The sequence below is a fragment of the Acinetobacter pseudolwoffii genome (assembly GCF_002803605.1).
Classification (GTDB): Bacteria; Pseudomonadota; Gammaproteobacteria; order Pseudomonadales; family Moraxellaceae; genus Acinetobacter; species Acinetobacter pseudolwoffii.
In genome coordinates this window covers 349465-365374 of record NZ_PHRG01000001.1, presented here as the reverse complement: position 1 = coordinate 365374, position 15910 = coordinate 349465, and the positions used below count along the sequence as shown (strand labels likewise).

Below are 15910 nucleotides of genomic sequence, written 5' to 3'. Positions count from 1 at the left end.
ATGGCGTCGCTCAGTTCAAGTCTATTTATACACTGAGTAAACCCAATTTAAAGAGAAAAACCGCATGACCACACAAGCACAATTCCAGCAACTTGCTGCACAAGGCTATAACCTGATTCCAGTGTACCGTCAGCGTCTGGCCGATACGGATACCCCACTTTCTATTTTCGCGCGTCTTAAGCAGCATCAGCAGGCTTATCTGTTTGAATCTGTCGAAGGTGGAGAAAACTGGGCACGCTATTCGATTATTGGGCTGGGCGAATCTACGGTATTTTCCTGTAATGCCGGTGAACTGACGGTACAGCATGCGGACGGCTCGCTTGAAAAGCAGCACTGTGCAGATCCTTTTCACTATATTCGTGACTTTCAGGCTCAGTTTAAAGTGCCGACCCAACAGGACTTGCCTGCATTGCCAAGCTTCACTGGCGGTCTGGTGGGCTACTTTGGTTATGATGCTGTACGTTATATTGAACCCAAACTCAAAAATGTGCCTGAAGCAGATCCGGTTGGCTTGCCTGATATCTGGATGATGTTGTCTAAAACCGTCATTGTCTTTGACAATTTAAAAGATACCTTATTTCTGATTGTGCATGCCGATGCAGCTGACCCGATTGCTTATGAAAAAGCACATGAACAATTAAATGAATTAGAAAATATTCTGGCAACACCGATTAGCCTGAAAGCTGAAAAACATAGTCCACCACATTTTGAATCCCTCACCGGACATGACAACTTTATTGCCTCGGTTGAAAAGGTCAAAGAATATATTCGTGCCGGCGATGTGATGCAGGTGGTGCCAGGGCATCGCATGGTGTCAGATTTCGATGGTGATCCTTTGCAGGTCTATCGTGCGCTACGTCATCTGAATCCTTCGCCGTATCTGTTTCTGGTACAAGGGCAAACCTTGGAAAACAATACACCGTTCCATATTGTCGGTTCTTCACCAGAAATTTTATCGCGTCTGGAAAATGGCATTGCCACAGTGCGTCCTTTAGCAGGCACACGACCACGTGGCAAAACCAAGGAAGAAGATCTGGCCCTTGAGCAAGACTTGCTCTCTGATGAAAAAGAAATTGCCGAACATGTCATGCTGATTGACTTGGGGCGCAATGATGTGGGACGCATCGCAAAAATTGGTAAAGTTCAAGTGACTGATCAAATGGTGATCGAACGTTATTCGCATGTGATGCATATTGTCTCTAATGTGCAGGGTGAAGTGCGTGATGATGTCGATGCCCTGGATGTTTTTAAGGCAACTTTCCCCGCAGGCACACTTTCAGGTGCGCCAAAAATCCGTGCCATGGAAATTATTGACGAAGTTGAGCCGGTAAAACGCGGAATTTTTGGTGGTGCTGTCGGTTATTTAGGCTGGCATGGCGAAATGGACATGTCGATTGCGATTCGTACCTGTGTCATTCGCGAAAATAAGGTCTATGTTCAGGCCGGAGCAGGACTGGTTGCCGACTCAAATCCCGAATCTGAATGGAATGAAACCCAAATAAAAGCTCGCGCAGTGATCAAAGCGGTTGAATTATCATCAAATGGTTTGATTTTATGAGTTTTTGAGGTTTTTTTTGAAAAAAACACTTGCATGGTTTGTGAGTTTTGCTAAACTGCACACCGTTCCGATACGAAACGTACGAAACACTAAGAAACGCCGGCATAGCTCAGTTGGTAGAGCAACTGACTTGTAATCAGTAGGTCCACAGTTCGAATCCGTGTGCCGGCACCATCTTAGAGAGTTTCAAAGGTTGAGTAAAGAACAGCACTGATGTAAGTGTAAAATGGTGAGGTTCCCGAGCGGTCAAAGGGGGCGGACTGTAACTCCGCTACGAAAGTTTCGAAGGTTCGAATCCTTCCCTCACCACCAATTTTAATACTTCAATAAGTGGTTTGTACCAACATCGTGCGGGAGTAGCTCAGTTGGTAGAGCGGTAGCCTTCCAAGCTGCATGTCGCGAGTTCGACCCTCGTCTCCCGCTCCATTGAAGTGCTAATATTTGCTCTTATAGCTCAGTGGTAGAGCACTCCCTTGGTAAGGGAGAGGTCTCGAGTTCAAATCTCGATAAGAGCTCCAGATTACAGTTTAGCAATTTTTATTGCACAATATTCCAGAAGCAGGCTATTTAGTCTGCTTTTCAAGTATTTGGTATTTGGTTTTTTAAAACGACATGTCGGAACTGGGTTTTACTCAGAATTGTGTTCGACGTAAACGAGGAGTATTAACATGGCTAAGGCTAAGTTTGAACGTAATAAGCCACACGTTAACGTGGGCACAATTGGTCACGTCGACCATGGTAAAACAACTTTAACAGCTGCGATTGCAACTGTATGTGCGAAAAAATTCGGTGGCGAAGCGCGTGATTACGCTGCAATCGACTCTGCACCAGAAGAAAAAGCACGTGGTATTACAATTAATACTTCACACGTAGAATACGATTCTCCAACTCGTCACTACGCTCACGTAGACTGCCCGGGCCACGCCGATTATGTTAAAAACATGATTACTGGTGCTGCTCAGATGGACGGCGCGATCCTTGTATGTGCTGCGACTGATGGTCCTATGCCACAGACTCGTGAACACATCCTGCTTTCTCGTCAGGTAGGTGTACCTTACATCGTTGTATTCTTGAATAAATGCGACCTTGTAGACGACGAAGAGCTTCTTGAACTGGTTGAAATGGAAGTTCGTGAACTTCTTTCTACTTATGACTTCCCGGGCGATGACACTCCAGTGATCCGCGGTTCTGCACTTGCTGCACTTAACGGTGAAGCTGGTCAGTATGGCGAAGATGCTGTTGTTGCACTGGTTGAAGCACTTGACTCTTACATTCCAGAGCCAGAACGTGCTATCGACCTTCCATTCCTTATGCCAATTGAAGACGTATTCTCGATCTCTGGTCGTGGTACAGTAGTAACTGGCCGTGTAGAGACTGGTATCGTTAAAGTAGGCGAATCAGTTGAAATCGTTGGTATCCGTGATACTCAAGTAACTACAGTTACTGGCGTTGAAATGTTCCGTAAATTGCTTGACGAAGGTCGTGCAGGCGAGAACTGTGGTGTTCTTCTACGTGGTACTAAGCGTGAAGACGTACAACGTGGTCAAGTATTGACTAAACCAGGTGCGATCAAGCCACACACTAAATTCGATGCGGAAGTATACGTACTTTCTAAAGAAGAAGGTGGTCGTCACACTCCATTCCTTAACGGTTACCGTCCACAGTTCTACTTCCGTACTACGGACGTAACTGGTGCGATCGCGCTTAAAGAAGGCGTGGAAATGGTTATGCCTGGTGACAACGTTGAGATGTCAGTAGAGCTAATCCACCCAATCGCAATGGACCCAGGTCTACGTTTTGCGATCCGTGAAGGCGGTCGTACAGTGGGTGCTGGTGTAGTTGCTAAAGTAACTGCATAATCGCTGATTGTGTAAAAAAACGCCTCTTTGAGGCGTTTTTTTTGTCTGGATTTTTGTCAGACAATCACTCATGAGTGTCCTTAACTGATAGTGCGATGACCTAAACTGCACTTATTTATACGATAAAAATCAATAAAACTAGGCTCAATAAAACAAATAATAGATTCAGGCAGCTGTGCTTGAAAGGAGCCTACAATGAACGTAAAAGTAAAAATTTCAGAGCGTGCTGGTGCAAGCTTTCCTGTTCGTCGTATGAATTTTGATTTCGATCATGTCCCGGAATACTGGATGCATGGATCAGCCGGTTTAACGCATTTTATGACCGCTTTATCTGCACTGTTTCCGGCAGGTGAAAAGTTCTTTATCGATAGCGTTCGGGCCGTACGTCAGCATTCAGCGATCAAAGATAATGCAGAATTGCAAAAAGAAATTTCTGCCTTTATTGGTCAAGAAGCTATGCACACGCATGAACATGTCGGTTTTAATGCCTCCGCACAGCGCTATGGACATGATGTCGAGACACTGGATCATTATACCGATCAGGTGATTCAGACCACGCGTAAAGTCATGGCCAAACTGCTGAAGCCAGTTGGCATTAGCCAAGAAATGGTGGATTTGACTGCAACCACAGCACTGGAACATTTTACCGCGACCATCGCAACGCAGTTGTTAAGTAACGCTCATATCCAGGAACTGATGACTGATAAAACCATGAAAAATATGTGGATGTGGCATGCGATTGAAGAAAATGAACATAAAGCGGTGGCCTATGATGTGTTTGAAGCTGTCTTTGGTAACGGTTTAAAAGCCTATGCGCTACGGACCTCATCTTTGGTCATTTCGATGGCAACCTTAGCTGTTGTACAAAGCTATTTTCTGGCACGTTTACTCAAGCAGGACAATCAATTGAATTTGGAATCGCTGAAATCGATATATACCTACGCGTATAGCCCATCAAAAGGGGTAATTACGGGCATGGGTCGTGAAATGTTAATGTACTTTAAACCTGGCTTTCATCCAAATGCTCATGATACACATGGCCTGTTAACAGTCTGGAAAGCCAAACTCGGACTTGAATAGGACTGAAAATTAAAGAGTGATTGAAATTGCTCTTTTTTTTACTCGATTTTTTGGATGAAGTTTCTATAATGCGGAAGTTAATTCTATATAAGATGAACGAAGATGATTCGTTTAATGCAAGCAGCGGATGTAGCAGCCGTTGCAAAGATTGAAAAATCTGCTCAATCACATCCCTGGACTTTAAAACAGTTTGAAGATGCGGTGACTGCTTATCAAAGTACCGTGATCGAGCAGCAAGGGCAGGTGCTGGGATTTTGTATTTTACAACCGGTGCTGGATGAAGCCAATTTACTGCTTATGGCAATTGATCCGGCTCAGCAAGGTCAGGGCTTGGGTTATCAATTATTGGATGCCTCAGTCGCCATGCTGAAAAATAATCCGGTGCAGATTTTCCTGGAAGTGCGCGAAACTAATATTGCTGCTATCAAGCTTTATGAGAAGTCAGGCTTTCATCAGATTGATCTGCGCAAGAACTATTATCCAAATGCCAACGGAACACGCGAACATGCCATCATTATGGTCAAGGCATGTACGGATGACTTTGCTAGCCTGTTCAAATAGAAACTGACGACCTTATTTAATAATCTGGTGATTCCATCCGCTGGGTAAGGTCGTCATCAATGAGTTTCCCAGGTGCTGAATCTCCAGCTCACTCAGCGCACGGTTTAAACGTCGCCATTGGCCATCAATCAAGAGTTCTAGAGGCAGATACTGAGATTTATAATTCATCTTGTTGGAGTGTGGCACCCAATAACCGAGGTAGATGAATTGCAAGCCAAGTTTTTGCGCATGTTCAATCTGCTTCAAGATTGCAAATGCACCGAGAGAGCGGCGATTTTCATCCGGATCGAAGAAGGTATATACAGCCGAGATGCCATCATCTAGCAAGTCGCAGGTGGAAACACTGATCAAGCGATCATCCAGCCATAATTCTAAAAAGAAGCTATCCGTACAACTTTGCAATAAAAACTTTTCGAACTGATCGCGACTCGGGGGGAACATGTCCCCATCTGCGTGGCGTTCATTGATATAGCGTTCATACAGCGCATAATGCGTATCACCGGCCTGCTCTGGACTGGTAATTTTCACCCGAAGATCCTGATTGCGTTTCCAGGCTTTTTTTTGTGAACTGTTCATGGAAAATTCAGCCACTGGCACGCGTGAAGATAAGCATTGACGACACAGATGACATTCCGGACGATAAACAAAATCGCCACTGCGCCGGAAACCGGTGCGCGACAGTTCTGACAGGGTCAGTACATCAATGCGATGCGCAGGATCCAGAAAAACCATACGTGCCGACTTATTGGGCAAGTAGCTGCAATCGTGCGGCGGCGTAATATAATACTGTAAATCGTTCAGTAGGGCCTTGGGCTGATAAGAGTTCATAACAACTACCCTCTGTTATTTTCATTCACTTAAGCGCGCGTTTTGCGCTATTGTTTTACTTGAAAATACACCTTCCTGATACTTTTTCCAATCGATAGCAGGCTTTTTTACAATATCTTGTAAAGAATTAAGATAGGCTTGGCGAGAAAGTGTACAGGCACCCAGGCTTAACAGGTGATCGTTCACCAGTTGGCAGTCAATCCAGGGCAGCTTATTTTCCTGCCCAATCAGCATTAAAGTATAAAAAGCCATTTTAGAAACATCGGTCTGCGTACTAAACATGGACTCACCAAAACAACCCTGTCCAATCGTTACACCATAAAGCCCACCTACAATGCGATTTTCATCCCAGATCTCAATACTATAGCCATATCCGGCATCGAACATGTCGCAGTATCCTGCGATAATATCTTCACTGATCCAGGTATCTTCTGCATAAGCACGCGGCAATGAGCAGGAACGAATCACCCTTTCAAAAGCATGATTGACCGTGATTTGATAATCCCATTTTTTCATATTGCGGATCAGGGATTTACTTGGATGATAATCATGGGGCCGAATAATGCAGCGCGGTTCCGGACTCCACCAGCAAATAGGTTCTCCCTCAGAAAACCAGGGAAATAAGCCATGGGTATAGGCTTCAAAAAGTGTGGAAGGGGAGAGGTCAGCACCAATACAAATCAGTCCTTCGCCTTCAGGGTCAACCTGCATCGGGTCAGGGAAGATAAATTGTGAGGGAGAAAGTAGATGCATGGCAAACCTGAAATAAAACTATAGATGAATCATAAGCTAATTCTAGCAATAAAAAAGCCGCCCATAATGGACGGCATTTTTATTCTTGCTGCTTAGTCTAGTTTGCCCATCGCATCAAGATATTTTTCTGCATCGAGTGCAGCCATACAGCCTGAACCCGCAGAAGTAATGGCCTGACGGTAAATGCTGTCAGCAATATCGCCCGCAGCAAATACGCCCGGTACCGAAGTTTGGGTTGCATTACCCGCAGTACCACTTTGCACCTGAATATAACCGTCGCGCAGCTGCAACTGACCGTCAAACATTGAACTGTTTGGCTTATGGCCAATGGCAACAAACATACCCGTTACATCGACGTTTTGAGTAGAGTCATCCTGGGTCGACTTGATACGTACTGAGGTCACACCAGATTGTGCATCCCCTAAAACTTCATCGACCTGATGGTTCCAGATAATGCTGATCTTGCCTTCTTTTTCTTTAGCAAATAAATGATCTTGCAAGATTTTTTCAGAACGTAATGAATCACGGCGATGAACCAGAGTCACATGCGAAGCGATATTGGATAAGTATAAGGCTTCTTCAACAGCGGTGTTACCACCACCCACAACCATGACTTTCTGGTTTTTGTAGAAGAAACCATCACAAGTGGCGCAAGCGCTGACGCCTTGACCCATAAAGGCAGCTTCAGATTCAAGACCTAAATATTGAGCTGTTGCACCGGTACAGATGATTAAAGCATCACAGGTAAATTCGTCCATATCGCCTTTCAATACGAAAGGGCGCTGGTTTAGATCTACTTCATTGATATGGTCATACACGATTTCAGTGCCAAAGCGCTCTGCATGCGCCTGCATACGCTCCATCAATGCTGGACCGGTTAAGCCTTCAGGATCACCGGGCCAGTTATCCACGTCCGTGGTCGTGGTCAATTGGCCGCCCAGTTGCAAACCGGCAATGAGGGTTGGTTTTAGGTTTGCACGCGCTGCATAGACTGCTGCGCTGTAGCCTGCGGGGCCAGAACCTAAAATAATCAGTCGTGAGTGACGTGCGCTCATCAGCTGTATCCTTTTTTATTTAGAAATTTATTGAATTATACGTGAAACTGTATAACAGTGGGGTGAGATTAAAGTCGATATTATTGATCATTGAAATCGATTTGGGCTATATATAATAAGTACACAGTGTGCTTGCACAATAGTGCATCTTTTTTCACAGAACAGGTGCATAATATGCCTTTTATTGCGTCGCTTTTTTCAAGCATTGAAGCAAAAGAATATTCATGAAGAATTGGTTACAGGACAGTATATGACAGCGGTGTCGAGTGCCTATGCACAGCGCTTAGTAATGACATTATTTTTAGTCTCATTTGGGATTTATCTGTTTCTTGCAACAGTGACCTATACGCCATTTGATCCGGGATGGATGCATATCTCCAGTGATACGCAGACCGTTTCGAATGCCAGTGGGGTTGCGGGTGCCTGGATTGCAGACCTTTTGTTTGGCTTTCTCGGTTGGGCAAGCCTGCTGATTCCTGTCTATCTGTTTATGGAAGCGGTTCAGGTCTGGTGGCCACGTAGCTTCCTGAACCGGCCATTCCGCTATGCTGCGCAATTCTTCCTGTTATTGACCACGTCAGCACTGCTGTTTTTATTCTGGCAAGTGCCTGCCGATACGCTGGATAACTCTTCCGGCGGTATTATTGGCTATGAATTAGGCCAGAGTTTAGAACAGTTGCTGACGGTATATGGTGCTGCATTCTTCCTGTTGGTATTTTGGGTGATGTTATTTACACTGGCCTTTGGGGTGAAGTGGAACAAGACCTGGAGCAGTCTCAAAGCAACACCGGCTTATTTACAGAATCTGTTCTATCGCAATATCCCTGAAGGTATGTCCGATTTTGACCGGACTGCGCCTGTGGTTAAAAAAGAGCCAGTGAATGCTGCGAAGAAAATGGTCGCAGTAACCCCTGCACCTGAGCATGAACTGGTAGACATCGATCCGGTAGTGCGTGATCAGGTTGCTGAACGCTTATTTGATGATTTTGCTGATAAAGAATCGCAGCAGCCACAGTTACATGACGATATTCCTGAGGCTGTACAGCAGGCTCCTGAGCCAGTCGAGACATTGAAGCAAGCACCGCAAGTGCCGCAACAGCCAGACCGCGTCGTGGCAACAGGCGAAGTATGGCGTGCCTTACATTCCAGTGAAGATCAGCGCCATAAACAGGATATTGATGCATTACTTAAAGCTGCCGAAGAAGAGCAGCATAGTGCTCCAGCCTCACACTTGGCGGTTTCTCAAGCTGTGCCGTCTCAACATGTTCAAGCCAGAACAGCGCCTGCTACGCATACTGGGCTGGACTGGGATGATGATGAAATCTTTGATGAACTTCTGGCTGCCGTTCCACAAGGGAAAACGGCGACAGATGTGCATAGTCCATTTAATGCTGCGCCTGCTGCAAACCCCCAGAGCTTTGCCGAAGAAGTTACAAGCGCGGCGCCGGTTCTGGCATCTGTCGCAACAGCACATGCAGTCAAAAATAGTGCATTGCAAGCCGATCTGGATGACTTGGGTGATTTGCTGATTGAAGAAGATGAGCCAAGACCAAGCCAACCGGTACGCAGCTCTAACTATGCGCAATCTTCTGCTTTTGTACAGGCCCCGATTCAGCATCAAGTTATAGCACAACCGGTATCTGATTCTTCTGCAACTCATGCCGCAGTACGCGAGGCTTTATCTAAAGAAGAATTTGTAGAAGCCTGGCAAGAAACGGCTGGAAAACCACAAGATGAAGACGAGTTTGATTTTGATGCACCTTTAACTGATGCTTCAGGCCGTCCGATGTCACGTGCGATGCAGGTGGCTGAGCGCCGTAAAGATTTATCGCCTCTTCCGGGTCTGGACCTGCTGGATGAAGTCGATCCGAATAAAAAAGTGAATTTCACTGAAGAACAATTGTCGCGTTTATCTGAACTGCTTGAAATCAAGCTGCAGGAATTCAATGTCAAAGCCAAGGTGGTTGAAGCACAGCCGGGCCCAGTGGTGACACGTTTTGAACTGGATCTGGCGCCGGGTGTGAAGGCCTCTAAAGTCACTAATATTTCCCGAGATTTGGCACGCTCGATGTCGATGGCATCGGTACGTGTGGTTGAAGTGATTCCCGGTAAACCGTATATCGGGATTGAAGTGCCAAATAGCAGCCGTGAAATGGTACGTTTGATCGAGCTTCTGACCATTCCAGCCTTCACTGATCCGAACAGCATTCTTTCGATGGCAATGGGTAAGGATATTTCCGGTAATCCGGTAATTGCTGACTTGGGCAAGGCACCGCATATGCTGGTGGCGGGTACCACGGGTTCAGGTAAGTCGGTGGCAGTCAACTCGATGATTCTATCGATGTTGCTCAAATACAGCCCTGAACAGTTGCGTTTGATTCTGATCGATCCAAAGCAGCTGGAACTGGCCAACTATAATGATATTCCGCATTTATTGACGCCAGTCGTCACCGATATGAAAGATGCAGTCAACGCATTAAATTGGTGTGTCAATGAAATGGAACGTCGCTATAAACTGATGTCTTTCCTGAAAATTCGTAAACTCAGTGACTATAACCGCAAGGTCGAAGAAGCGATTGCCAATGGTGAAGACCTGATCGATCCAACCTGGAAGGCCAGCGATTCAGTGGTGGGTGAGCGTGCACCGCGTTTAACGCCGTTGCCTTCGATTGTGATTGTCGCGGATGAATTTGCTGACATGATCATGCAGGTCGGTAAAAAAGCTGAAGAAATGATTACGCGTCTGGCACAAAAATCCCGTGCGGCCGGTATTCACTTGCTGCTTGCCACTCAGCGTCCATCGGTGGATGTGATCACCGGTTTAATCAAAGCCAATATTCCGACCCGTGTAGCACTGCGTGTCAACTCAAAAATTGACTCACGTACTATTCTGGATGCAGGCGGTGCAGAAGACTTGCTCGGTCATGGTGATATGCTCTTCCTAGGGCCTGGTAAAATTGAGCCTGAGCGTGTGCATGGTGCCTTTATTGCCGATGATGAAGTGAACCGGATTTGTGATGCATGGCGTGAACGTGGTGCGCCCAATTATGTCGATGAAATCCTGACGCCGTATGATGAGGAACCATCAAATCGCGGTTTTGAAGAGGGTGGAGAGAGTGGCCCAGATCGAGATGCACTGTATGATCAGTGCGTAGCATTTGTACTCGAAACCCGTAAGGCTTCAACGTCTTCGCTACAGCGTAAATTTAGTCTGGGGTATAACCGTGCTGCGCGGATCATTGACCAGATGGAAGAGAATGGTATTGTCAGTGGCATGGGGGCTAATGGTAAACGCGAGATTCTGGTTTAAGTTTCTCTATGCTGAACCATAAAAAAGCCTGCAATTGCAGGCTTTTTTAATACGGTAGCTAAAATCAGGCAAACTTCGCCAATACTGCCAAGAACTCGGCACTTTGACGCGGGAAGGTGGCAATCACGTCATGAATGCGTTGTCCTTCAGGATTGGTTGCATTGACATCACGGCCATCAGCGACAAATTTCGTCAACAGGCGTTCATAATCAAATGGACGCATATGCTTGAAAGCATGATAAAGCACATGAAAGTCAGCATTTACACCTGCAGGAGGAAGCTGATTCAGGTAGGCAAATACACGCTCATCTGACCATTCTTCGTTAAAGGTCGCTGGTTGAGATAATGCCATCGCAATTTCCTTAATCTAATGTAGTTTTTTCGGCATGAAAAAAGGCAAAATTTGTATGAGCAAGAGACAGTGTCTTTTGAGCTGACTCTGTCTACTAGAAACATTGTTTCTAGTCTTGGGATTGAGTAAATCCTTAAAAGCCGTGCTTTAATTTACTGATCCAGACCACTCAAAGCCTAGCTTCTCGACTTGCGACTGGGTAAAGCAGTATTTACGACCAGCCCACTCGAAGCCTAGCTTCTCGTCTTGCGGCCGGGTAAAGCCGTGCTTTACTAATCCGGCCTCATATTTTGCCTTGAATCAATTTGCTTGACCAATCAAAAATCAGATTATCGTTCTTCAGGTAAATTGATATTCATCTCAAGCATTTCAATATTGGCTTCAGAACGTACCGACATTTGAATATGCTGCTCATCGACACCACGTACATAGCGATTGACCACTTGCATGATTTCAGTCTTCATCTGGTCAATTTTGTCCTGGCTCAAGCGACGACCCAAGCCTTGTTCGGAAGCAACGATAACCTTCAAACGGTCTTTAGCAGTCCGTGCGCTTGATGGTTTATCCTCGCCACTAAAAAGTTTACTCCAGAATCCTGCCATGTCTACGCTCCAAATAGTCGTGCTAACCAGCCCTTAGGTTTTACCTCGATATGACGGTAAGGACGTTCTTCGCCAAGGAAACGTGCCACGAGGTCATCATAAGCCTGACCTGCTGCAGCCTCAGTAAAAAGAATCACCGGCTTACCTTCGTTCGATGCCTGTAAAACACTTGGACACTCAGGAATAACGCCCAAGGTCGGTACACGTAAAATATCTTTAGAAATATCGTCAATCGTCAGCATTTCCTGTTTATCGGCACGTTCCGGGTTGAAACGGGTAATACACAGATGCTTACGAATGCGACCTTCGTTTTGTTCTACTTTTTTAGTTTTACTGTCAAGCATGCCAATGATACGGTCAGAGTCACGTACTGATGAAATCTCAGGATTGGTGACAATGATGGCTTCATCAGCATGGTACATGGCCAAAATAGCACCACGTTCAATACCGGCAGGTGAATCACAGATAATGTAATCAAATTCCTGCGAAAGTTCATCCATTACACGAGCAACACCTTCATCTGTTAAGGCATCTTTATCACGTGTTTGTGATGCAGGCAAAATATATAAATTTTCAATATCTTTATCGCGAATCAGTGCTTGCTGTAATCGTGCTTCGTTATTTAAAACATTCACAAAATCATAAACTACACGGCGTTCACAGCCCATAATCAAATCAAGGTTACGTAAACCTACATCGAAATCGATCACAACAGTTTTGTGACCGCGTAGGGCTAAACCTGTTGCAAAAGATGCACTTGTTGTAGTTTTACCTACACCACCTTTGCCTGACGTTACGACAACAATTTTCGCCACCGAATCCACTCCTGTTATGGTTCAAATCCCCTGTTTAAAATGGGGTTTTTGGTATTTATTTATACATTAAAATTGTAGAGCTTCAAATACAAGCTCTTGTTGATCATTCAAGTAAATATGCACTGATTTCTTAACGACATGCGGGGGAATATCATCCGCTACGCAATAGGTTCCCGCAATCGAGATCAGTTCTGCTTCAAGGCTGTGACAGAAAATACGGGCTGCCGTATTCCCCCCGACACCTGCAATGACACGACCACGTGCGCTGCCATACACATGGATATTGCCTGAAGCAATCAGTTCTGAACCACTGTTGATGCCGGCATTGATAATAATGTCGCCATTATGCTGCACAATACATTGGCCCGTCCGCAGAATTTCATCATGATATGAGGTCACATGCGCAACGATCGGGGCAGCAGCTGCCTGATCATCACTTGTCGCTGCTTCTGGCTTAACTTCTACCACCTGTTCTTTCGTGGCTTTCACTTCTTCTAACTGGCGATCGGGTGGCAGAACCGGGAACTGAATGGAACGCGCCTGATCACCCAGTAAACCCTCAGTCACGGCCATTGGCTGTACATCTAAGTCGATTAACAGCTGAATCAGGGCAATCAGTTCCTGTTCAACTGAACTTTCAATGACGGCCAAAGTGCCAGATGGGAATGCAGCTTGTAATTTTGGGCTAAGTTGCTGGCGGATGGCATCATGATCATTGGTATCTAAGCTAATGCGTATTGCATTGACCATTCTGCCTTTTATCCGTATATCAGCCATAATTCTTCCTTAAATACTTCTGACTTGCTGGTTTTATGTCGAAGCAATGTTGTAAATAGTGCAAATCCTAGAACAAATTGGCGTAATTCTCTAGCGATCTCAGTTATTTTTTTATGCCAACAGAACCGGATGATTTTATCTGGTTCTGCACTTTAAATGTTATCTATCTATTGAGCGCTGATTTTGCTCATGTTCTTCTAAAATCTGTTGCCACTGTTTGACTTTCACCTGTTTTTGGATCGCTTCAAGTGTTTCAAAAACAGCCGATTCGACCAACTTATCAATATGTGGATTATGTTCAATCTGAATCTGGCTGATTTTATCTGAAATTAGGGTAAAAGTCGGATTTTCTTTTTGGCCGGTATGAGTAAAGGGATCAATCAGACCTTGGGTGATATTTTCCCCTAGACGTTGGCCAATACTTTGAATTTGTTGTTCAATCCGGCTACCGACAAGTGGAATTAATCGCAATAACTGGGTCAGTTCCGGGGTGTCTTCAATGGCTTGATTGACTACTTGCCCGACATTTTTAGCAATCATGGAACGTTGTGCCTGCAACTCTTTACCCAAAGATTCCTGCAAGATGTCTGCCAAGGCAACTGCCAGTAATTTACGATGATGTTCTACCAAATCATCAATCAATTTTTTATGTGATGTACTGGTGCTGAGTTCACGCTTAATACCGTCCAGTACAGTCAGCACCACACGGCTAGAAAGCTCCTCCATGAGCATGTTGTAATAAAAATTGCCTTGACGATACCAGCGCTCGGGAATGACTTTATAACCGTGACTATGCAAGTTATAGCCAATCGCGACCGCACGTAACAGACGCAGAAAGCGCAGTTGTGGAATAATGGAGAGAATTTCATACCAATGTACGAATGGAAAAAACCACCAGCGCCGATGATGGCGCTGAACAATGGCAATGCCCCAACGTGCCAGTAATTCACAGATCAGGAAGGTGGTAAACCAGCCCTCAGTAATGACGACCCAAGGGCGTAAATCACTTTTATAAAACTGCAAGATTTCCGGTAAACGAATGAAGTCAAACAACCATTGACCAAAATCGCTCATTAAAATGGCGTTGGCACTGAGACAAAATAGATTAATGATGATTAAGACCATCATAAAAATGTCGTAAATCAGCGCAACTTTCCAGCCCCAGGTGCCTTTACGAATAAACTTAAATGAGCTAGAGGTGATGTCGGGGTTGTCGTTCTTCATAGTTACTCAGGCAAAAAATCAGACAGCGCTTTGGTCAAAGTTCTGCTGCATTTGCGCTATTAGTTGATCTTTTTCAGTCCAGATTTGATCAATCCATTTCTGGAAACGTGCACGGTATTCAGCATCATCTTCATAATTGCCGCCGAGTACCCAGTCAGGAATCTCAATTTTTCTTAAATTTACCGCAATTCGTGGCACTTCACCTAACCAAAATTCACCATAACCCGGAATACCGTCCGGATAAACGATGGTCATATCGACCAGCGCATCAATTTTATCGCCGAGAATACTCAGCGCCAAAGCCAGACCACCGGCCTTAGGTTTAAGTAAGTATTTGTAAGGAGACTGCTGCTGATCATGTTTGTCTTGGGTAAAACGCGTGCCTTCCAGATAATTTAACAGGGTAAAGGGCTGACTGATCAGCTGCTCACAGGATTTACGTGCTTCTTCCATATCGCGGTATTTTAGCGCAGGATTTTTAGCAATCTGTTCCTTGCTATGCCGTTTCATCATCGGAAAACCTAAGATTTTAAAGGCTTGACCGACAAAAGGAATAAAAATAAGTTCCCATTTTGTAAAAAAACGCGTCAGCGGCATACGGGTCAAGCCGAAGTACTGATTGACGGTGGTATCGACCCAGCTTTGATGATTACAGGTCATCAAATAACGGCCCTGCATATTTAAATCAAGTGATTCATCTACTGTTATTTGCCATTCGGTATTGTTGAGCACATTGTCAATCAGCCAGTTATTGACGCCTAACCAGCTGTTGGTAATCTTGATATTGGTTTCATCAACTTTTGCAAATTTTTTAAAAAACTTGGTAAAACCCAGCGCCAGAACCGGAGGGCCATGAAAAAAAGTACTGCCTGTCATCACTGAGGTGACAGCCAAGCCACGTGTAAGTTTTTTTAAAGTTGCTTGTTTATTGCTATTCGATGACATATCAAAACAGTCCCCAGAGATTAATCGCTTAAATTTTTTCATATTTTGAATAATATAATGAGAGTGAGGCAAATAAAAAAGCCTAAAGGCCTAACTATGAAGATATTGTGATGAAGTCCATTGTTTTAGTTACATATAAACATTACAAAATATTGAGAAACGATTTATTATTAACAAAAATTCAATGGTTA

Annotated in this window: 14 protein-coding genes and 4 tRNA genes; 9 read left to right on the top strand and 9 right to left on the bottom strand. The window is 44.8% G+C overall.

The window, feature by feature from the left end; translation table 11 throughout:
• Positions 1–64: 64 nt before the first annotated feature.
• From trpE to rimI, 8 genes are all read left to right on the top strand, one after another.
• Entirely contained in the window at positions 65–1558 is a 1494-nt protein-coding gene (gene trpE / locus CWI32_RS01675) for an anthranilate synthase component I (RefSeq protein WP_100534486.1), read from the top strand.
• A gap of 98 nt (positions 1559–1656) precedes the next feature.
• A tRNA-Thr gene (locus CWI32_RS01670) sits at positions 1657–1732 on the top strand.
• Between the two features lie 54 nt (positions 1733–1786).
• Positions 1787–1870: transfer RNA gene (locus tag CWI32_RS01665), tRNA-Tyr, on the top strand.
• A 38-nt stretch (positions 1871–1908) separates the two neighbouring features.
• Positions 1909–1984: transfer RNA gene (locus CWI32_RS01660), tRNA-Gly, on the top strand.
• A 17-nt stretch (positions 1985–2001) separates the two neighbouring features.
• Positions 2002–2076: transfer RNA gene (locus CWI32_RS01655), tRNA-Thr, on the top strand.
• Positions 2077–2226: 150 nt separating this feature from the next.
• Positions 2227–3417 (top strand): elongation factor Tu, encoded by a 1191-nt coding sequence (gene tuf, locus CWI32_RS01650; protein WP_005095265.1) that lies wholly within the window; start codon positions 2227–2229, stop codon positions 3415–3417.
• A gap of 195 nt (positions 3418–3612) precedes the next feature.
• Positions 3613–4497, top strand: a complete 885-nt coding sequence (locus CWI32_RS01645; RefSeq protein WP_100534485.1) for a metal-dependent hydrolase — start codon at positions 3613–3615, stop codon at positions 4495–4497.
• 102 nt (positions 4498–4599) lie between these two features.
• On the top strand, positions 4600–5058 hold the full coding sequence (gene rimI, locus CWI32_RS01640; protein ID WP_100534484.1) for a ribosomal protein S18-alanine N-acetyltransferase: 459 nt from the start codon (positions 4600–4602) through the stop codon (positions 5056–5058).
• 12 nt (positions 5059–5070) lie between these two features.
• Here the strand turns inward: rimI and CWI32_RS01635 are convergent, their stop codons facing one another.
• The 3 genes from CWI32_RS01635 to trxB form a co-directional block, all read right to left on the bottom strand.
• On the bottom strand, positions 5071–5886 hold the full coding sequence (locus CWI32_RS01635; RefSeq protein WP_100534483.1) for an arginyltransferase: 816 nt from the start codon (positions 5884–5886) through the stop codon (positions 5071–5073).
• Between the two features lie 21 nt (positions 5887–5907).
• Positions 5908–6639 carry a leucyl/phenylalanyl-tRNA--protein transferase gene (gene aat, locus CWI32_RS01630; protein ID WP_100534482.1) on the bottom strand — a complete coding sequence of 244 codons (732 nt, stop codon included), beginning with the start codon at positions 6637–6639 and terminating at the stop codon, positions 5908–5910.
• 92 nt (positions 6640–6731) lie between these two features.
• Positions 6732–7694, bottom strand: coding sequence for a thioredoxin-disulfide reductase (trxB, locus tag CWI32_RS01625; protein WP_005172342.1), 963 nt, complete (start codon positions 7692–7694; stop codon positions 6732–6734).
• A gap of 250 nt (positions 7695–7944) precedes the next feature.
• Between trxB and CWI32_RS01620 the strand changes: the two genes are divergently transcribed.
• Positions 7945–11004, top strand: a complete 3060-nt coding sequence (locus CWI32_RS01620; RefSeq protein ID WP_100534481.1) for a DNA translocase FtsK — start codon at positions 7945–7947, stop codon at positions 11002–11004.
• 64 nt (positions 11005–11068) lie between these two features.
• Here the strand turns inward: CWI32_RS01620 and CWI32_RS01615 are convergent, their stop codons facing one another.
• From CWI32_RS01615 to yihG, 6 genes are all read right to left on the bottom strand, one after another.
• Positions 11069–11356 (bottom strand): PA4642 family protein, encoded by a 288-nt coding sequence (locus tag CWI32_RS01615; RefSeq protein ID WP_005096030.1) that lies wholly within the window; start codon positions 11354–11356, stop codon positions 11069–11071.
• 329 nt (positions 11357–11685) lie between these two features.
• The gene (gene minE / locus CWI32_RS01610; protein WP_005096032.1) at positions 11686–11958 is read right to left on the bottom strand and encodes a cell division topological specificity factor MinE; all 273 of its coding nucleotides are present in this window, start codon (positions 11956–11958) and stop codon (positions 11686–11688) included.
• Between the two features lie 2 nt (positions 11959–11960).
• Complete coding sequence (gene minD / locus CWI32_RS01605) at positions 11961–12773, bottom strand: septum site-determining protein MinD (RefSeq protein WP_005096033.1); 813 nt, start codon at positions 12771–12773, stop codon at positions 11961–11963.
• Positions 12774–12839: 66 nt separating this feature from the next.
• Positions 12840–13550, bottom strand: coding sequence for a septum site-determining protein MinC (gene minC / locus CWI32_RS01600; RefSeq protein ID WP_005096035.1), 711 nt, complete (start codon positions 13548–13550; stop codon positions 12840–12842).
• Between the two features lie 159 nt (positions 13551–13709).
• Positions 13710–14774: a hypothetical protein gene (locus CWI32_RS01595; RefSeq protein ID WP_005172337.1), complete on the bottom strand. Its 1065-nt coding sequence runs from the start codon at positions 14772–14774 to the stop codon at positions 13710–13712.
• Between the two features lie 18 nt (positions 14775–14792).
• Positions 14793–15719 carry a 1-acylglycerol-3-phosphate O-acyltransferase, YihG family gene (gene yihG, locus CWI32_RS01590; RefSeq protein ID WP_100534480.1) on the bottom strand — a complete coding sequence of 309 codons (927 nt, stop codon included), beginning with the start codon at positions 15717–15719 and terminating at the stop codon, positions 14793–14795.
• Positions 15720–15910: the final 191 nt, after the last annotated feature.

Coding starts and splice junctions, on each gene's coding strand:
- trpE (WP_100534486.1), top strand. CDS start 65: ATGACCACACAAGCACAATTCCAGCAACTTGCTGCACAAGGCTATAAC.
- tuf (WP_005095265.1), top strand. CDS start 2,227: ATGGCTAAGGCTAAGTTTGAACGTAATAAGCCACACGTTAACGTGGGC.
- CWI32_RS01645 (WP_100534485.1), top strand. CDS start 3,613: ATGAACGTAAAAGTAAAAATTTCAGAGCGTGCTGGTGCAAGCTTTCCT.
- rimI (WP_100534484.1), top strand. CDS start 4,600: ATGATTCGTTTAATGCAAGCAGCGGATGTAGCAGCCGTTGCAAAGATT.
- CWI32_RS01635 (WP_100534483.1), bottom strand. CDS start 5,886: ATGAACTCTTATCAGCCCAAGGCCCTACTGAACGATTTACAGTATTAT.
- aat (WP_100534482.1), bottom strand. CDS start 6,639: ATGCATCTACTTTCTCCCTCACAATTTATCTTCCCTGACCCGATGCAG.
- trxB (WP_005172342.1), bottom strand. CDS start 7,694: ATGAGCGCACGTCACTCACGACTGATTATTTTAGGTTCTGGCCCCGCA.
- CWI32_RS01620 (WP_100534481.1), top strand. CDS start 7,945: ATGACAGCGGTGTCGAGTGCCTATGCACAGCGCTTAGTAATGACATTA.
- CWI32_RS01615 (WP_005096030.1), bottom strand. CDS start 11,356: ATGGCATTATCTCAACCAGCGACCTTTAACGAAGAATGGTCAGATGAG.
- minE (WP_005096032.1), bottom strand. CDS start 11,958: ATGGCAGGATTCTGGAGTAAACTTTTTAGTGGCGAGGATAAACCATCA.
- minC (WP_005096035.1), bottom strand. CDS start 13,550: ATGGCTGATATACGGATAAAAGGCAGAATGGTCAATGCAATACGCATT.
- CWI32_RS01595 (WP_005172337.1), bottom strand. CDS start 14,774: ATGAAGAACGACAACCCCGACATCACCTCTAGCTCATTTAAGTTTATT.
- yihG (WP_100534480.1), bottom strand. CDS start 15,719: ATGTCATCGAATAGCAATAAACAAGCAACTTTAAAAAAACTTACACGT.